At 68.9% G+C, this 17,875-nt stretch carries 16 protein-coding genes and 1 pseudogene; 8 read left to right on the forward strand and 9 right to left on the reverse strand.

Translation table 11 applies throughout. The features are described from left to right. Window positions 1–122 (reverse strand): annotated as a pseudogene (locus tag WA788_RS36015) (IS630 family transposase); the annotation flags it as partial. Window positions 123–534: 412 nt separating this feature from the next. Here WA788_RS36015 and WA788_RS03110 point away from each other — a divergent pair. After that, window positions 535–1,401 carry a hypothetical protein gene (locus tag WA788_RS03110; RefSeq protein ID WP_335971318.1) on the forward strand — a complete coding sequence of 289 codons (867 nt, stop codon included), beginning with the start codon at window positions 535–537 and terminating at the stop codon, window positions 1,399–1,401. A gap of 16 nt (window positions 1,402–1,417) precedes the next feature. On the opposite strand, the gene WA788_RS03115 is transcribed toward WA788_RS03110, so the two are convergent. Continuing rightward, on the reverse strand, window positions 1,418–2,290 hold the full coding sequence (locus WA788_RS03115) for a toll/interleukin-1 receptor domain-containing protein (RefSeq protein ID WP_335971320.1): 873 nt from the start codon (window positions 2,288–2,290) through the stop codon (window positions 1,418–1,420). A 21-nt stretch (window positions 2,291–2,311) separates the two neighbouring features. Beyond that, window positions 2,312–2,896 carry a hypothetical protein gene (locus tag WA788_RS03120; RefSeq protein WP_335971323.1) on the reverse strand — a complete coding sequence of 195 codons (585 nt, stop codon included), beginning with the start codon at window positions 2,894–2,896 and terminating at the stop codon, window positions 2,312–2,314. A gap of 975 nt (window positions 2,897–3,871) precedes the next feature. Between WA788_RS03120 and WA788_RS03125 the strand changes: the two genes are divergently transcribed. Next, window positions 3,872–4,714, forward strand: coding sequence for a hypothetical protein (locus tag WA788_RS03125; RefSeq protein ID WP_335971325.1), 843 nt, complete (start codon window positions 3,872–3,874; stop codon window positions 4,712–4,714). 207 nt (window positions 4,715–4,921) lie between these two features. On the opposite strand, the gene WA788_RS03130 is transcribed toward WA788_RS03125, so the two are convergent. After that, complete coding sequence (locus WA788_RS03130) at window positions 4,922–6,010, reverse strand: GlxA family transcriptional regulator (protein ID WP_335971328.1); 1,089 nt, start codon at window positions 6,008–6,010, stop codon at window positions 4,922–4,924. A 70-nt stretch (window positions 6,011–6,080) separates the two neighbouring features. Here WA788_RS03130 and WA788_RS03135 point away from each other — a divergent pair, with 70 nt between their 5' ends. Beyond that, complete coding sequence (locus WA788_RS03135) at window positions 6,081–7,106, forward strand: NADP-dependent oxidoreductase (protein WP_335971329.1); 1,026 nt, start codon at window positions 6,081–6,083, stop codon at window positions 7,104–7,106. A 21-nt stretch (window positions 7,107–7,127) separates the two neighbouring features. Here WA788_RS03135 and WA788_RS03140 read toward each other — a convergent pair whose 3' ends face one another. From WA788_RS03140 to WA788_RS03160, 5 genes are all read right to left on the reverse strand, one after another. After that, window positions 7,128–8,018 (reverse strand): HpcH/HpaI aldolase/citrate lyase family protein, encoded by an 891-nt coding sequence (locus tag WA788_RS03140; protein WP_335971331.1) that lies wholly within the window; start codon window positions 8,016–8,018, stop codon window positions 7,128–7,130. Between the two features lie 68 nt (window positions 8,019–8,086). Next, the gene (locus WA788_RS03145) at window positions 8,087–9,301 is read right to left on the reverse strand and encodes a CaiB/BaiF CoA transferase family protein (protein ID WP_335971333.1); all 1,215 of its coding nucleotides are present in this window, start codon (window positions 9,299–9,301) and stop codon (window positions 8,087–8,089) included. Continuing rightward, window positions 9,298–9,741, reverse strand: a complete 444-nt coding sequence (locus tag WA788_RS03150; protein WP_335971335.1) for a MaoC family dehydratase — start codon at window positions 9,739–9,741, stop codon at window positions 9,298–9,300. The genes WA788_RS03145 and WA788_RS03150 overlap by 4 nt, the downstream gene beginning before the upstream one ends. Window positions 9,742–9,778: 37 nt before the next feature. Further along, the gene (locus tag WA788_RS03155; protein ID WP_335971337.1) at window positions 9,779–10,282 is read right to left on the reverse strand and encodes a MaoC family dehydratase; all 504 of its coding nucleotides are present in this window, start codon (window positions 10,280–10,282) and stop codon (window positions 9,779–9,781) included. A gap of 14 nt (window positions 10,283–10,296) precedes the next feature. Beyond that, window positions 10,297–11,655: an MmgE/PrpD family protein gene (locus WA788_RS03160; RefSeq protein ID WP_335971339.1), complete on the reverse strand. Its 1,359-nt coding sequence runs from the start codon at window positions 11,653–11,655 to the stop codon at window positions 10,297–10,299. 172 nt (window positions 11,656–11,827) lie between these two features. Between WA788_RS03160 and WA788_RS03165 the strand changes: the two genes are divergently transcribed. The 5 genes from WA788_RS03165 to WA788_RS03185 all read left to right on the forward strand — a co-directional run bounded on the left by WA788_RS03165 (window position 11,828) and on the right by WA788_RS03185 (window position 17,845). Next, window positions 11,828–12,571, forward strand: coding sequence for an IclR family transcriptional regulator (locus tag WA788_RS03165; protein WP_335971341.1), 744 nt, complete (start codon window positions 11,828–11,830; stop codon window positions 12,569–12,571). Between the two features lie 92 nt (window positions 12,572–12,663). Continuing rightward, entirely contained in the window at window positions 12,664–13,935 is a 1,272-nt protein-coding gene (locus WA788_RS03170; RefSeq protein WP_335971343.1) for an acyl-CoA dehydrogenase family protein, read from the forward strand. 166 nt (window positions 13,936–14,101) lie between these two features. Further along, complete coding sequence (locus tag WA788_RS03175; protein ID WP_335971345.1) at window positions 14,102–14,935, forward strand: PIG-L family deacetylase; 834 nt, start codon at window positions 14,102–14,104, stop codon at window positions 14,933–14,935. Between the two features lie 289 nt (window positions 14,936–15,224). Then, a complete protein-coding gene (locus tag WA788_RS03180; protein WP_335971347.1) occupies window positions 15,225–15,905 on the forward strand; it encodes a GAP family protein in 681 nt (226 codons plus the stop codon). Between the two features lie 125 nt (window positions 15,906–16,030). Beyond that, window positions 16,031–17,845, forward strand: a complete 1,815-nt coding sequence (locus tag WA788_RS03185; protein WP_335971348.1) for an alkyl/aryl-sulfatase — start codon at window positions 16,031–16,033, stop codon at window positions 17,843–17,845. Window positions 17,846–17,875: the final 30 nt, after the last annotated feature.

Genomic DNA, 17,875 nt, shown 5'->3' on the forward strand with positions numbered 1-17,875 from the left:
CTGACCTGCAAGCCCCTGGCGATGGACGTACCGCCCTCACCCCGGGCGAACCGCCTTGTCGCCTGGAGCCGTAACTCCTCACGCTTGAAATGCCGTTCGGCGGAAAGCCCGCCACCTTGTGGCTACAGCATCCTCCGGTGGTATCGCAGCCGGCCACCAGACGTCAGCCCCTATGACTCCACAAGTTCAACCTCAGTAACAGCATCAGCAAGGTGCTGGTCGTGGGCCGGGCGCCGTAGCCCCGCCATCAGCGAACAGCCGCTCCCCGTCATGGTGATCCGTATTCGGGCTGAATTTGCCAACCACACGGACTCGCATGGGCCAGGCCGCCCGCGCGGTGCCGGCCAAGCCGGGGCAAGAGTTGGGCCAGACGGCCGTGGAAAAGCGCAGGACGCCGACCGCGAGCCCATGCGACAATAAAAATTGTATCTCGGTAGGGCATCTAGGGATGTTCCGGCAGCGCTTTATTGAACAAAATCGATCACTTGTGATCAAAAGTGAGGGACGGGCGTTGGCTGCCTCTAGAGTTAGTAGATGACTATCGCTAGTGCAGAGCCAGAGGAAAAATTCGTCTCGCGAATCGCCGAGATCACCCCCGAGATCGCCAAAACCTTTCTTTCCAGCGATTCGGCCAATAGGCGCCTGAACCTGGGGCAGGTGAGAGCTCTGGCGGAAACCATTCTCCGTGGCGAATGGAAGTTGACTCATCAGGGAATCGCCTTTGACAAAGACGGCGTTCTTCTCGATGGCCAGCATCGCCTCCATGCAATTATTGAAGCCAACGCTGCTGTAAAGATGCTCATTTCCGAAGGGCTATCAAGAGACGTTTTTCCGGTTCTTGACACCGGAAGGCGTAGGAGTGCGGCTGATGCACTTTTTTCCACCGGCGCGAAGTACCTACCCCTGCTCTCCTCTACCATCCGTCACGTAATTCTCTTCAAAACGATGCCGAACGACCCCCCATGGAGCGGCAATCGAGCTTATGTATCGAACGACCGGATCCTAGCGGCGTACAACGATGACAAAGACAGGTACGCGGAAGCGGTGGTCATCGGCCGTGAGCTTTCCAGGTACCTGTTCGCTAGCCAGACGGCTGCGGCAGCTGGGTTCTTCTTGACCACCGAGGTGGCCCCTGCCGCAAATATCGACGAATGGCTCTCGGGTCTCAGGTCGGGGGCGAGCTTGGATCCTGGCGATGCCAGGCTTGCTCTTCGAGAGGTGCCGAGGGATACACACAGGCGAGGCTACAAGCGCAGGATGGGTATGCGGGACCAGGTGGCAATCTATATCAAGGCATGGAACGCCTGGCTTGAGCCGGAAAAGGTCGGCGAATTGAATCTTCGACGTCTAAGGAAGAAGGAAAAGATGCCGACGCCGATCGAGTTTAAATTCGAACATTAGAAACACGTGGTGGGTCTCAAGGGAGATTGCTGCGAACAATAACATTTCCGGCCTCCCCTCGCACGACCACTTCCCGGCCCAGGGACTTAGCGAGTCGTTCGACGAAATCGTGCGAAATCGCATGCGGGGGCCCACCTGAACTCTGCGTTACGATCACCACGCTCGTGCCTTCCCATGAGGAGCGGACTGCCTCCCATCCGATCTTGGCAAATGACGACGCAATGAATTTCTCTTCGCTGATGCGGCGGATTTCCCGAGGCTGCCGCCTCGGTGCTCCGTCCGCCCATAGCACATATCCCTCCATTTCCGCCATGCGACGATCGAGCTGTCGGGCAATGAGGAGGATTTCCTCTGTCATGTCAGCTTCGGAGCGCTGCACGGTGTTCGAGAGAGCATCCTCCGGAGACATGGCGCTCGCATTCCTCATGTTGTTCTCGAACTCTGGCCAACTTCTCTGGAACGCACGCTCCAATCGTTCGCGCGAGATAGCAAGACCGCCTGAGGCGTCATTGATATCGAACAGAAGCTTTTGTACGTCGTCTTTGCGATCCCCGATGATTGCCTGGAACTGACTCAGGGGGCTTTTAAGATCGGCAACTTTCATGCCGATCAAGAATGGGACGACATAGCCGTCCTCAACCTGCTTGGCAAGAGCCCCAACCTCATAGTGAATCCAAGTTGAATATTGATTTTCCGGGCTTATGCAAACGATTCCGAAATTCGTTTCGGAAAGCTCGTCGGTAATCTCTCGAACACCCCTCCTTCCTGAAGAAATATCCAGAGTTGAGAGCCAGGGATTGACATGTTGAAGAACATCCGGTAGCCAGTGCCGCAGGGCTTCGGCAGTCTTCTTCGAGCGCTCTCCTGACCAGCTTAGAAATACTTTCATGGAGGTCTCCTTTTATCCTGGTCAAGGTGCTAACTGATCGGCCACGGTTCGACCCGTCTCACGCGCCTCATTGAGCAGGATTTCTTGTTCCGCCTTGAGCGATTCGTACGACTCACGGACGTAGGACAGAAACCTGTTTCCCGGATGGCGAATCAGGGTGGACTTCCTTGGACCTGCTCCATCCCAGTTTGCCAGGAGCGCCTCGTAGGTCATTGCGTGCGCGCAAAATTCCAGGACTACGGGCGGCATTTCCCCCCCGATGATCAAATCGCCTCGGGCGGTGATTATCTCCCGCATCTTCTGTGCTGTCGGCGCAAACACTTTTTCCACCCATGTACGCCACCGTTCCTCCTCCAGTTCCGGAAGCGGAATATCGGCCAATCCTAAATCGCTGCGCATAATGTAGCGCCCGCAGTACTCACGCCACGCCTTCTCGTTCGTTTCCGCGAGAACCAGAAGTGGACCATAGAGGTCTTTTAATTGACTGCTCACCCAGTCGATTCGTGCTTTCCTTGTGGATCTGCGAATCTCTCCCTTGTGGTTCATTCGGTAAGCCATGATGGCAACCACGGCACTGGCGCAAGTCGTTGCAATTGCTGCGATCATCGGAATCTCCATGACGTTGTTTCGGTATATTCAAGCATAGCAAGGTAGGACCTCGCCACCTTGAGAGAACTATATTCTCGATATCTAAATCGACAGTCGAAAATATTTTCTGCGATGGAACTGGTGGTGTCGTAGGTGCTTTATGGGTTGATCTCCTGCGGGGTCTCACGGGAACGTGCGGTAGTCACAGGGCGGCGGGCGGACCGCCGAAGTAGCCTATCCGCAACAAGTTACGGGACCGAGCGGCCGATCGTTTCGGACGGGCGAGGCGAGCCAAAGTGGTCACGAGTGATCTTTCGAAGCAGACTTCGGTCGGTGCAGCGGTGGCGACAGGAGCAGAGAGGTGGTCCACCGGCACCGTGCTCCAGGGGACCAGCGATGGACCCTTTGACCGGCCAAGACCGTTATCGGCTGACGCTGCCCTGCCAGCACAACCAACGCTCCCTCCACATTCTCGGTCCTGCCACGTTGAAGACAGACGAGGGGACATCAGAACTTCTCGGGCTACCGCGAGTTGCTGCTCGTCGGCCACTAAGCAACTCGGCGGCCCGATCATCGTGGGCTGCGACAAGCTCAACGGCCACAAATTACCCGAGCTAAGGCAGTTCACCGACCCGAGTAACTGGATGCCCCCTTCTGCCTGCCACCCTTCCCATCCGACCTCAGCTGTCTACCGCCTTTGACCTCGGCTCCGGAAACGCTCGCTCCCCAATTGTGCCTTCGGGATCAGGGTTCTACATGCGCGTACGTCGCGAGAGTCCGGACTCCTGACAGACCTCTACGAGGGTTCGTGAGCCACGAAGACGGCGCCCGCGCGGCTGAATGGCGTTGCCCCCGGCTGAACGGCGGCCAACCCCGTGCGCGGCTGATCCGGCGTCTTGCTGGGGCGTACTTTCGCGAAGCTGGGTCGGTTCCGCACCGCACGCCGCTCCTCGGCGGGCAGAGCTTGGCTGACAGAGCGTTAGCATTTTCGCTGTGGTGAGACTGGGGGCACGGCGCGGCATCGCGGTCGGGATGGCGGTACTGCTGGCGCTGGGCGCCGCCGGCTCGCAGAGCGGGGAGGCCGTCGGTGCGGCGGCGGCTCCCGGCCCGCTTCCCGCCGACCCCTACACGTCCACGTCGCAGGACTACCAGCGGTCCCAGCAGGCGTCCGCGCTGCTGGTCCGGCAGTGCATGGCGGACCACGGCCACCCGGACTTCCCGCTCGACCCGCGCTACCCCGTCGACCCCATCCGTGCCGCCGCGGTCGGCACCGAATACGGGGTCCTCGAGCTCGACAGTGCCCGCCGCTGGGGCTACGGATGGGACCCCGCGAAGGACGCGGACCGGCGGCCGAAGGGGCGCCGGATGACCAGCGCCGAGTTCGTGGACTTTCCGGCCTGCGAAGCCGAGGCAGGACGTCGACTGGTGCGCGGCATCGACCTCAAGGGGGACTGGCTCTATGCGAGCACCCGGGTCGTCGAGGTCCAGAAGGCGGTCGAGCGTGACCCGCGCCTGGTCGCGGCATGGAACACCTGGTCCCGCTGTATGGCAGGGCAGGGGTTCACGCCCTATCCCGACCCCGTCGCGGCCTACACGGACACCGCCTGGCACCGCAATAGCGACGGCAACACCCCGCACACGCGGCGGGAGCGGGCCACGGCGGTTGCCGACGTCATCTGCAAGCGCCGCCACCACACGGTCGAGATCTGGCACACGGTCCAGGCGCAGAAACAGGCCGCGGACATCGCGCAGCACCACGACGGCTACGCTCGCGGCCTGCGACAGCTTCGGCTGTACCGGGCCAACATCAACGAGGTGCTCCGGACGCTCGGCTAGCTGGTTGCTGTCTCGAGGTTGGTTCCGGCGCTGTGGTGGCTTGCCGTAGGCGGTCCTCCACCGCGTTCGGTGCTGTTCGTTGCCTCGGCCTGCCCCCGCTTCTGCGTGCGCAGGTGCGCGAGGTGGTCCGCGGCCGGGGCGAAGGCGGGGCGGAGGCGGGGCGGAGGCGGGGCCGCTTCGCCGTGAGCGGTCTCGTCGCTCTCCCTCTCAGCGGCGGGAGGCGCGGAAGGTGCGGCGGTACGCCGACGGGACGACCCCCGCCTCCTCCGCCAGGTGCCGCCGCAGCGACGTGGCGGTGGCGAAGCCGACCTCGTGGGCGACCCGTTCCACCGGCAGGTCGCTGGACTCCAGCAGGTGCCGCGCCCGCCGCAGCCGCTGCTGGGTCAGCCAGCGGCCGGGGCTCAGACCGGTCTCCTCCTGGAAGCGGCGGGCGAAGGTGCGGGTGCTCATCGCCGCGTGCGCGGCCAGGTCGTTCAGCGACAGGGGCAGTTCCAGCCGTTGAAGTGCCCAGTCGCGGGTCGGACCGGTGCCGGTTCCGCTCGCGTGCGGCAGGGTCCGCTCGATGTACTGCGCCTGCCCGCCGTCCCGGTACGGCGGCGCGACGCAAAGGCGGGCGACCCGGTTGGCCACCTCGCTGCCGTGGTCCCGGCGCACCAGGTGCAGGCAGATGTCGATCCCGCTGGCGGCCCCCGCGGAGGTCAGGACGTCACCGTGGTCGACGAAGAGCACACCGGCGTCGAGTTCGACCCGGGGGAACAGTTCCCGGAACCAGTCGGAGAGAGCCCAGTGGGTGGTCGCCCTGCGCCCGTCCAGGAAACCGGCGGCGGCCAGGAGAAAGGCGCCGGCGCAGATGGACACGAGACGGGTGCCGGGGCGGACGCGGGACAGGGCGGCGAGGGCCCGCGGGTCCGGTGCGGCGGCCGAGGCCCGGGAGATCGGGTACGGAGGGATGACCACGGTGTCCGCCTCGGCCAGCGCCTCGGGGCCGTGTCCGGGAGTGACGGTCAGGTCCGAACTGGTACGTACGGGCCGCCCGTCCACGCTCGCGGAAAGCACCTCGTAGCGGCCCTCGGCGGACCCCAGGACCCGGTGCGGAATGCCGAGTTCGAAGGGATAGACGCCGTCGAGGGCGAGGACGACGACCTTGTGGGGGCCAGGCCGCGAGCCCGGGTCGGCCGCGCGGTCGGAGCCTTCCGGGGCCGGCGAGGGCACGGTGGACGCGGTGGACGGGCCGCCGGCGTCGGACGGTCCGCGGGCGTCGGAAAGGCGTCGGCCGACATCGGTGGGGGCAGCCATGGCACGATCGTATCGAAAGATGACTTTCCTGCCATCGTCCCGGGCCGGGCCGCACGGTCAGGGTGGGGTTATGACTTCCACGGACACCTCTGAGCACGTCAATCCCCCGGAACCGGCGGCGGCCGCCAACCCCCGGAGTTCCGCTGCCGGGGACGGCGCTCCCGTGATGCTCGCCCTGCGTCAGACCGCCCTCGGCGGACCCGAGGTGCTGCGGCTGACCGAACTTCCGCGGCCCGCGCCCGGCCTGGGAGAGATCCTGGTCGCTGTGCACGCGGCCGGATTCAACCCCACGGACTACATGCACCGCGCCCAGAGCGGCTTCCTGCCGCCCCCGCCGCGAACGCTCGGCTGGGACGTCTCCGGCACCGTGGTGGAGGCCGGCCACGGCGTCACCCTCTTCAAGCCCGGTGACGAGGTGTTCGGCATGCTGCCCTACCCGTACGGCGCCGGCTCCCACGCCGAATACGTGACGGGCCCCACGCGCGCCTTCGCCGCCAAGCCCGCCGGTCTCGACCACGTCCAGGCGGCCGCCCTGCCGCTGGCCGCGCTCACCGCCTGGCAGGCTCTCGTCGACACCGCGGGGCTACGGGCCGGGCAACGGGTGCTGATCCACGCCGCGGCCGGCGGGGTCGGCCATCTCGCCGTACAGATCGCCAAGGAGCGCGGCGCCCACGTCACCGGCACGGCGAGCGCCCCCAAGCACGACTTCCTACGCGGGCTCGGCGCTGACGCCTGCATCGACCACCGCTCCGAGGACTTCACCGACACCGACACGCGCTACGACGTCGTCCTCGACGCCCTCGGCGGGGAGAACTCCCCCCGTTCCGTGCGCGTGATCCGCCCCGGCGGCGTCCTCGTCACCCTGCTGCCGGGCGCCGAGGACACCCAGGCCGTGGCCGAGAAGGCGCAGGTCCGCGCCGTCCACCTGGCCGTCGAGCACGACCGGGCCGGTATGCGCGCCATCGCCGATCTCGCCGACCGGGGCAAGCTCCGCGCTCACGTGTCCGGCACCTTCCCCCTCGCCGAAGGCGCACGGGCCCACGTGCTGGGGGAGACGGGCCGCACCACCGGCAAGCTGGTCATCACCGTGCGCTGAGGCGGAACCGCTCGGCGGCGGTCACAGGCCGAGGGCCTTGGCCTGGTCGAGGGTGTTGCGCAGCAGGCGCACGGAGGCGATGTCGACCATGGTTCCGTCCACGGCGACCGCCCCCAGTCCGCGTGCCTGAGCCTCGTCGAAGGCGGCGACCAGCTTGCGGGCGCGGGCGATCTCCTCGCCGGTGGGGCGGAACTCCTCGTTGGCCAGGGCGATCTGGCTGGGATGGATGGCCCACTTGCCGGAGAAGCCGAGGGTGTGGGCGAGGCGGGCCTGCTGCTGGTAGCCATCGGGGTCGCTGAAGTCGGCGAAGGGGCCGTCGACGGCCGCGATCCGGGCGGACCGGGCCGCGATGGCGATCTTGTTGCGGGCGTAGTGCCAGAGATCGCCGGGGTAGCCGTCGGCGGCGCCGATCTCCGTGACCCGGACGCCCTGGGAGGCGGAATAGTCCCCGGGGCCAAAGATCAGTGCCTCCAGGCGGGGTGAGGCATGGGCGATCTCCTCCGCGGCGATCATCGCCTCGACCTCCTCGATGAGGACCTCGATGCCGATCCGCTTGGTCAGGCCGAGGTCGGCTTCGATCTGCGTGAGCAGGCGGTCCACCCACCACACGTCCCGCGCCGACTTGACCTTGGGCACGATGACGATGTCCAGGGCGTCGCGAGCGCCGGTGACGACGTCGAGGATGTCGCGGTAGGCGTAGTGGGTCTCCAGGTCGTTGATCCGCACGGCCCGGGTGGCCGGCCGCCAGTCGTGGTTGAGCAGAGCGTGCACGATCTTGGCTCGTGCGGCCGGTTTCTCGGCGGGCGCGACGGAGTCCTCGAGGTCGCAGAAGACCAGGTCGGCGTCGCTGCCGGCGGCCTTGGCGAGCATCTTCTCGTTGCTTCCGGGGGTGGACAGTTCACTGCGGCGCATCCGCATGGCATGCCTCCGATGAAGGACGGGGAGGGGACGGGGAAACGGCAAAGCGGGTCGGCGGGTGATCAGCGGTCCGTGCCCGCGGGGCCACCGGGGCCGCCGGGGCCACCGGGGCGGCTCGGACCGCCCGAGCCGAGAATCTCGGCAGTGTGCTCCCCCAGCAGCGGAGCGCGGCGGTGGACGGCGGCGCCGGAGCCGGCGAACTTGATGGGCTGTCCGGCCACGGTGACCGTCCGTGCGCTGCCGGGGTGCTCGATCTCGACGAGCATCTCGCGGGCACGCAGGTGTGGATCGGCGTACAGGTCCGCCGCGGTGTTCACCGGACCGCAGGGCACGTCCGCGGCGAGGGCCGCCACCACCTGTGCGGAGGTGCGCCCCGTAGTCCACTCCTCGATGGCGGCGCGGACCTTGTCGCGCACGGCGACCCGCGCGTTGTTGGTGGCGTAGCGCGGGTCCTCGGCGAGGTCGGGCCGTCCGAGGGTGGCGCACAGTGCCCGCCACTGGCGGTCGCGGGGGGCGGCGACGGTCACCCAGCCGTCCGCGGTGCGGTAGAGGCCGAAGGGGCAGAGCAGCGGATGGTCGTTGCCTTCGCCGGTCGGGACCGCGCCGGTGTAGGAGTGCTGGTAGACGGTCCGCTCGCACAAGGAGACGACGGCGTCGTACATCGCGACGTCCACGAAGCGGCCGTGCCCGGTGCGGGCGCGGTCGGTCAGGGCGGCCAGGACGCCTACGGCCAGCAGCGCCGCCGGGAAGACGTCGCCGATGCCGGCGCCGACCTTGGTGGGCTGGTACGGGGGGCCGGTGATGCCCATCAGGCCGCCCATGGCCTGCGCGACGACGTCGAAGGCAGGCCGGTCCACATGGGGGCTGGTTCCGGTCCGCGGATCGCCGAACCCGCGCAACGCGCCGTAGACCAGGCGGGGGTTGTCGCACCGCAGGGACTCGTACGACAGGCTCATCCGGTCCATGACCCCGGCCCGGAAGTTCTCCACCAGCACGTCGGCACCTGCTGCCAGCCGCCGCACCGCCGCGGTGCCCTCAGCAGAGCGGAGATCGACGACGACACTGCGCTTGTTGCGGTTGACGCTCTGGAAGTAGCCGCCGTAGTGGTGGGCCTCGTCGTCGCTGGGGAAGGGGCCGGTGCCTCGGGAGGAGTCGCCGGCCGGGGACTCGACCTTGATGACGTCGGCGCCGAGGTCGGCGAGGAGCATGGTCGCGTAGGGACCGGACAGCGCGCGGGTCAGGTCGACCACCACGATTCCGTCGAGTGGGCCGTTCATCGCGGGGCTCCGGCCCGCTGGATGAGCGTGGTGCGCTCCCCTTCGAAGACCAGCACGTCGTCCTGGTTGACGCCCCAGTGCTTGAAGCGGACCACACCGGCGTCGGGCCGGTCGGCGTCCTGCTTGTCCAGGACCTCGGTGTAGGCGTAGAGGGTGTGCCCGTGGGTGACGGGGGCGCGCAGCCTGATCCGGTCCAGGCCGAGTTCGGCGAGCGCGTGCTCCCCGGTGTCCTGGGTGGCCAGGCCGATGACCATGGATATGGTCACCCCGCCGAAGACCAGGACGTGCGGGAAGGCGCTGCCCTTGCGGGAGTGGGCGTTGAAGTGGGCCTGGGCGGTGTTCATGACCATGTTGGTGATCAGGACGCCGTCCATCTCGGTGACGGTCTTGCCGCGGGCGTGCTCGTAGACGTCGCCGACGGTGAAGTCCTCGAAGTACATGTCGGTCCTACCTTTCAGTCGTGGGTGTCTCCTCAGCTCACAGAACGCCGGGCGCGCCGGCGGTGCGCACGAAGTTGGTGCGGACGAAATCCACCACGACTTCGCCGCCGACCAGGCCCTCGGTGTGCCAGCCGACGATGCCCATGCCCGGGTGGCTGTCGGAGCGCCGCGCGGTGCGGGCCCGGCTGCGCGCGCGGACCGTCTCACCCACCAGGACCGGCCGGTGGAAGGTGAGTTCCTCGACGCCGAGGAAGGGGCCGCCGTTCTCGCTGAGGTCCTCCACGCTGAGCCCGAACACCGTGAGGAAGAGCAGGTTCGGGTGGACCACCAGCCGTTCGTGCCCCTGCTCCTGGGCGGTCTCCGCGTTGAAGTGGATCGGGTTGTAGCTCAGCGTCAAGGTGGTGAACAGGACGGAGTCGGCCTCGGTCAGGGTGCGCCCCCAGTGGTGCTCGAAGACCTGGTCCACTTCGAAGTCCTCGAAGTACCGGCCCTTGGCCAGGAGTCGGGCGCGTTTCCTGATCGCCGCGAGTTCTTGCGACATGGGGTTCCCTCCGGTCAGGCGCGCAGCTGTCGGCACAGCACACGCACGTCGTCCAATCCGGCCAGTCCGGCGACGGCCCGCGCCACCAAGGCGGCGCGCTCGGGGCCGAGTACCGGTTCGGCCAGTCCGGTGAACTTCGCCGCCAAGGCGTCGTCCTGCTCTGCGGGGTCCTCGGTCCAGGCCGGCGCTCGCATGTCCCACGCGGATCGCAGCTCGCGTCCGTCGCGCAGCGCGACGCGCACCTCGGCGACGGGGCCGGACAGCGACGGATCGGGGACGACGGCTGTCCGCTCGCGCAGCGCCAGGACGGCCGGATCGGCCGTCGCGGCGTCGGTGAACAGGTCCGGTGTGGCGCGCCGGTGGACCAGTGCGAGCGCGGCCGTGCCGGTCAGGCTGAACTTGGCCTCCAGTCCGGTGCGCGGTTCGGGGATGCCGCACACGTCCAGATGTCCCGGCGGCACCGCGATCCCGATGTGCTCCACCTCGCCCGGGTCGAATCCGTCCTGGGCGCGCAGTGCGATCAGGGCGTTGACGGAGGCGTGGGTGAGGAAGCAGGAGGCGTGGGTCTTGAACCGCACCTCCTCCAGGTGCCAGGGATCGCCGAACCTCGGCGACAGCGCCCGGGCGTGGAAGGCGTCGGACTCGGCCGCGGCGAAGCCCTGCGCGTGCCCGAGGATGTCGTCGGCGCTGGTGAAGCCCCGCACGGCCAACTCGCCGGCGACGACTCCGTTCGCCGCCGCGCGGCCCGCGTGCAAGGGCTTGCTCATGGTGCCGAAGACCGCTTTCAGCCCGGCGGCCTGGGTCCCGGCGATCGCCAGCGCCGTGGTGGTGCGCGGAGTGTCGAGACCCAGCAGGTGGGCGACCGCGGCGGCCGCACCGAAGGAGCCGAAGGTGGCGGTGGAGTGGAAGCCGCGGGCGTAGTGCGCCGGGCCGACCGCCGCGGCGATCCGCGCCTGGGTCTCCACCCCGGCCACGAACGCCGTCAGCAGCGCGCGCCCGGAAGCGCCGGTCCGCTCGGCCACAGCGAGCGCGGCCGGAGCCACGGCGACCGAGGGATGGCCCACGGTGCCGATCACGTCGTCGAAATCGAGTGCGTGGCCGGCCGTGCCGTTGACCAGTGCGGCGGACGACGCGGCGGCGGTGCCGGGCATCCCCACCAGGGTGCAGGGGCCGCCCGCGACCTCCGCGCCTGTGAAGTCCGCCAGGATGCGCGCCGCCGGCTCGCGGGCTCCGGCGAGCATGGTGCCCAGCACGTCGAGCAGGCACTGCCGCGCGAGGGTGACCACCTGCGGCGGAAGGTCCTCGAAGCGCAGTCGACTCGATGCGGTGGCCAGCACCGCGGTCGACGAGTGCGCGGGTGGGGTCCGGAGCAACGCCTTCACCTCCTCGTTGAAGCGAAGGGGAATTCATGCCACGATGTGGCATGCCATCCCGAAATTGGATTCCCAGCATGGCTCCGGTCGCCCCCGGCGTCAATGAGCGACGTCAATGAGCGCTGCCAATGAGCGATGCGTCGGCAACGACCGTCGAAGAAGGAGAACCGCCATGCAGAGCGTGCTTCGCAGCCTCCGGGTGCTGGAGGCCGTCTCCGAGCACCAGCCCATCGGCGTGGGCGCGCTCTCGCGCCTGGTCGACCTGCCCACCTCCACCGTGCAGCGCGTCCTGGTGACGCTGGCCGAGGCGGGATGGCTGCGCCCCACCGAGGAGGAGCAGACGCGGTGGAACCTGACGGCCAAGGCGCTGATCGTCGGCAGGCGGGCGGTGGGCGAGGTCGGCGTTCGGGAGGCGGCGGCCGAGCCCATGGCCGCGCTGCGCGACGCCACCCAGGAGACCATCCACCTCTCGGTGCTCGACGGCCTGGAGCGGATCGTGCTGATCGACCGGGTGGACTGCGACCAGCCCGTGCGTACGTACAACCGCCTGGGCAGTTCGGGGCCGCTGCACGTCACGGCGATCGGCCGCAGCATGCTGGCCGCCATGGGCGACGCGGACGTGGAGCGCGTCATCGCCCACGGACTGGAGCGGGTCACCGAGAACACCATCACCGACCCCGCCCGGCTCCGGGAGAACATCCGCGAAACCCGCGAGCTCGGCTACGCCGTCAACATCGGCGAGAACCGCGCCAACGTGTGCGCCATCGGCGCGCCGGTGCTCGGCCCCGGCCGCAGGCCCGTCGCAGGCATCGCGATCTCGATGCCTGACATCCGCTTCGACCACCGCAAGGTGCCGCACTGGGGGGACCTGGTGGTCAGGACGGCGGCCGATATCAGCGCGAACCTCACCAGCTAGCGCAGGTTGACGCGGGACCTGGGCCGGGCGCATAGTCCCGAAGGGTAGAAACGGCATGGCATGCCGTCATGCGGGATACGAAGGAGTGGCCCATGAGTTCTCCCACCGTCATCGCTCCGCCGGTCCCGGTCCTGGCTCCCCCGTACGACACCGGTGCGCGGGTGGCCCTCCAGACCGAGGCTCGCCGCTTCTCGGACGAGGAGGTGCGCCCGGTCGCCGACGAACTCGACAGGCACAAGGGCGAGATGCCGCGCTCGCTCATCGAGAAGCTGGGCAAGCAGGGCTACTTCGGCATCCTCATCCCCACCGAGTACGGAGGCATGGGGCTCGGGGTGTTCGAGTACTGCCTGATCGCCGAGGAGCTGGCCCGCGGATGGATGAGCGTCGCCAGCATCATCGCCCGGGCGCAGGGCATGGGCACCGGCTTCGACGACGGGGCCAGGCGCCGCCGCCTGCTGGAGAAGAGCGCGCGCGGCGAGTGGATCGGCGCCGCCGCCCTGTCCGAGCCCGGCGCCGGCTCCGACCTCGCGGGTGTCAGCACGCGCGCGGTACGCGACGGAGACCACTTCGTCGTCACCGGGACCAAGCGTTGGTGCGGCAACGCCAAAGCCGCGGACTTCATCCAGCTCCTGTGCCGGGTCCGGGACCCCGAGCCCGGCGAGCGGCGGTCGGCCGGCATGGGCACCCTCGTCGTCGAGAAGGAGCCCGGTGCTTTTCCCGAGGGGCTGACCGGGACCCCCATCGACAAGATCGGCTACCACGGCTTCCTCACGTGGAACCTCGAGTTCGACGGGCTGCGCGTACCGGTCGCCAACCTGGTGGCCGATCTGGGCCGTGCCCGCGCCGGCGGCAAGGACGAGGACGAGAGCAAGGTCAAGGGCAAGGGCAAGGACGCCAACACCTTCCGCGCCATCGAACAGGGCCTCAACGCGGCGCGCGTGCACACCGCCGCACGGGCGGTCGGCCTCGCCCGGGCAGCGGTCGAGGAGTGCCTGCTGTATCTGCAGGAGCGCCACCAGTTCGACCGCCCCATCGGTGACTTCCAGGCCCTGCGATTCATGGCCGCCGAGATGGCCGCCCGGGTGGACCAGGCGCGCGCCTTCTACCAGCAGGTCGCCCACCTGATCGACCTCGGCCGTCCCTGCGAGCGGGAGGCGGCGATGGCCAAGCTCCTCGCCACCGAGATGGCTGTCGAGGTCACCGGCCAGGCCATGCAGCTGCACGGCGGCAACGGCTACACCACCGAACGCCGTGTCGAGCGCTACTGGCGTGACGCCCGCCTGACCACCGTCTTCGAAGGAACCAGCCAGATCCAGCAGAAGATCATCTCGGACCGGCTGTTGCCCCGCAGCCCCTTGTGCTGAGAGTCCGGCATCGCGAGGCGTTCTGCACCGCGAGGTGTCCTGCACCGAGGAGAGTCCTGCACCGAGGGGCAGGGGCGCCCGTCCCACCGTGGCTCGCGCCCCGGCATGCTGGTACGGACGCCACACTCTTCGGTTCACGACGTAATCCCCGCAGGAGGACCGCCCCATGACTGACCGCCCCTTGACGCTCATGGCAGTGCACGCCCACCCCGACGACGAGGCCACCGGCACCGGCGGGGTCCTCGCCCGGTACGCCGCGGAGGGCATCCGCACGGTTCTCGTGACCTGTACCGACGGCCGGTGCGGCGACGGGCCGGAGGGCGTCAAGCCCGGCGATCCCGGGCACGATCCGGCCGCGGTCGCCCTGATGCGCCGGCAGGAACTCGCGATGAGCTGCGACGTGTTGAAGATCAGCCACCTGGAGACGCTGGACTACGCCGACTCCGGGATGATGGGCTGGGCGAGCAACGACGCCCCGGGGGCCTTCTGGCAGACCCCCGTCGAGGAAGGCGCCACCCGGCTCGCGGAACTCATGCGGCACTACCGGCCCGACGTGGTCGTCACCTACGACGAGAACGGGTTCTACGGCCACCCCGACCACATCCAGGCGCACCGCATCACCATGGCGGCGCTGGAGATGACCGAGCCGGCACCGAAGGTCTACTGGACCACGATGCCCCGCTCGGGGCTGCGGCGGTTCGGCGAGATCATGCGCGAGTTCGGCGAGGGCATGCCCGAACCGGACCCTGCCGAGGCCGCCGCGATGGCCGAGATCGGCCTGCCGGACGACGAGATCACCACGTGGGTGGACACCACCGCGTTCAGCGGCCAGAAGTTCGACGCGCTGGCCGCGCACGCCAGTCAGGGCGAGAACATCTTCTTCCTCAAGATGGGCAAGGAGCGGTTCGGCGAGTTGATGGGCATGGAGACCTTCGTCCGGGTCCGGGACACCACGGGCGCGGCCGTACCCGAGAACGACCTCTTCGCCGGCCTGCGCTGACCCTCTTACGGCGCCCTCCACCCCGATCGGGCGAAGGACGGCAGGCGGGCGCCCGGGCACCTTGCCCGTCCGGTTTCCGTCACCCGTACGGCGGCCCCGGGGTGGTCGCGGGGGCCCTCCGTGCCGAGCGTGGAGGGCAGCCGAGCAGAGGAGCACCGGATGGCGAGGGACGTCGGGGCCGGCCCCACCCGAAGCCGGCCGCCGCGCCGCGCACCGCTTCCCCACCGCGCACCGCCTCCCCACCGCGCACCGCTTCCGCTCGCCGCCCGCACGAGCCTGCGGGGCGGCCGTGGGTGACGCGGTCGGCCAGATGCTGGCCTCGGCGGTCGGTATCGCCATCAGCCCGCTGCCGCTGATCGCGGTGATCCTGATGCTGGCGACGCCGAAGGGGCGCAGCAACGGTGTGGCGTTCGCCGCCGGGTGGATCGTGGCGCTGGCCGTGCTGGTCGCGGTCGTGGTGGTGGCCGGCTCCGGGGGCGACGCCGCGCACGGCACGGGCGGGCCCGGGCGCTGGACGTACTGGGTGAAGCTGGCGCTCGGGCTGGTGTTCCTGCTGCTCGGCGCCAAGCAGTGGCGGGCGCGGCCGCGCGAAGGGCGGGAGGCGGCGACCCCGGGCTGGATGAAGGCCGTCGACCGTTTCACGCCCGCCAGGTCCGCGGGCCTCGCGGCCGCGTTGGCGGTCGCCAACCCCAAGAACCTGGTGCTCGCGATCGGCGGTGCGGTCTCGATCGCCGCTTCGGGCGCAGGCGCCGGCGGGAAGACCGTCGCCGCAGTGCTGATGGTCCTCGTCGCCTCGCTGTGCACGGTGCTGCCGCTGGGCGTCTACCTGCTCGGCGGGAGCAGGTCGCAGACGGTTTTGGGCGAGTGGCGCGGCTGGATGGCCCTGCACAACGCGGCGATCATGACGACGCTCCTGGCCGTACTCGGCGCCAAGTACGTCGGCGACGCGATCAGCGGCCTGACCTCATGAGAACCGGCGGACCACCGTCAGATCACCAGCACCGCAGGCAGACCACCGGCGGACCACCGGCACCACAGGCAGACCACCGGCGGACCACCGGCCGTGGCCCCCGACGAGCTCTCGAAAGGACGACCATGACCACCACGACCGACCCGCTGGACTTCGCCGACCGCCAGGACTTCGCCGACGCCGACCGCGGTCTGGTCGCCGCACCTGACACGGACCGGATCACCGGTGCGGGCGGCGAGGTGGTCTGGGACTTCGACGCGACCTCGTTCCTCGCCGGCGACTGCCCGGACACCGCCGACCCCAGCCTCTGGCGCCAGTCCCAGCTGTGCTCCCGGGCGGGGCTGTTCGAGGTGACCGACGGCGTCTACCAGGTCCGCGGGTACGACCTGTCGAACATGTCGCTGATCGAGGGCGAACGCGGCGTGGTGGTCGTGGACCCGCTGGTGTCCGCCGAGTGCGCCGCCGCGGCGCTCGCCCTGTACCGGTCGCACCGCGGGCAGCGGCCGGTGACCGCGGTGGTCTTCACCCACTCCCACATCGACCACTTCGGCGGCATCGACGGCGTACTCGGCCCGGACGACGACGTGCCAATCCTGGCGCCGCCCGGCTTCATGGCGAACTCCGTCGCCGAGAACGTCTACGCCGGCACCGCCATGCTGCGCCGCGGCACCTACCACACCGGCGCCGAACTGCCGCCGGGTCCGACCGGCCTGATCGGTGTCGGCCTGGGCTTCACCGCCTCCCGAGGCACCCCCAGCCTGCGGCCGCCCACCGTGGAGGTCACCCGCACCGGCCAGGAGGAGACCCTCGACGGGGTACGGTTCCGCTTCCAGCTCACCCCGGACACCGAGGCCCCCTCGGAGATGAACTTCCACCTCCCCGAGCGCCGGGCCCTGTGCATGGCGGAGAACGCCACGCACAACATGCACAACATCCTGACGCTGCGCGGCGCCGTGGTCCGGGACGCCCGGGTCTGGGCCCGCTACCTGACCGAGGCGGTCGAGCTGTTCGCCCCCGGCTCCGACGTCCTGTTCGCCTCCCACCACTGGCCGACCTGGGGCAACGACCGGCTGACCGCCTTCCTGTCCGAGCAGCGCGACCTCTACGCCTACCTGCACGACCAGACGCTGCGGCTCACCAACCAGGGCCACACGGGCACCGAGATCGCCGAGATGATCCAGCTGCCGCCCGCGCTGGAGTCCGCCTGGCACGCGCGCGGCTACTACGGCTCCCTCAACCACAACGTCAAGGCCATCTACCAGCGCTACATGGGGTGGTACGACGGCCACCCCTCCTCCCTGTGGGAGCACCCGCCGACCGAGACCGCCCGCCGGTACGTGGACTGCTTCGGCGGCCTCGACGCCACCCTGGAAAAGGCGCGTTCGTACCTGGACGCGGGGGACCTGCGCTTCGCCGCCCAACTGCTCAAGCACGCCGTCTTCGCCGCCCCCGACCGGTCCGACGCCAAGGAACTGCTCGCCACCACCTTCGAGCGCCTCGGCCACGGCGCCGAATGCGGCACCTGGCGCAACAACTACCTCCAAGGCGCCAAGGAACTGCGCGAGGGCGTCAAGCCCACGCCCATCACCGCGGGCAGCATGGCCGGCGCCCTCACCGTGGAACAGGTCTTCGACTCCCTCGCCATCCGCGTCAACGGCCCCCGGGCCTGGGCCACAACCCTCACCGTCGACTGGCACTTCACCGACGCGGACGAGCGGTACCGGCTCACGCTCCGCAACGGCGTCCTCGTCCACACCCGCACCGACCGCCCCACCGACGGCGCCGACCTGTCCGTCGCCCTCACCCGCGGCGGGCTGATGCCGCTGCTGGCCGGCAAGCAGACCGACGGTGTCCGGTACGACGGCGACCCCGGCGTCCTCCGGTGCCTCGCAGAGGTCCTCGACGACCCCGATCCCGCCTTCGCCATCGTCACTCCCTGAACCGCCACCGGCTCCGGGCGAACGAGGAAA

The organism is Streptomyces sp. CA2R106 (assembly GCF_037034245.1).
Lineage (GTDB): Bacteria > Actinomycetota > Actinomycetes > Streptomycetales > Streptomycetaceae > Actinacidiphila.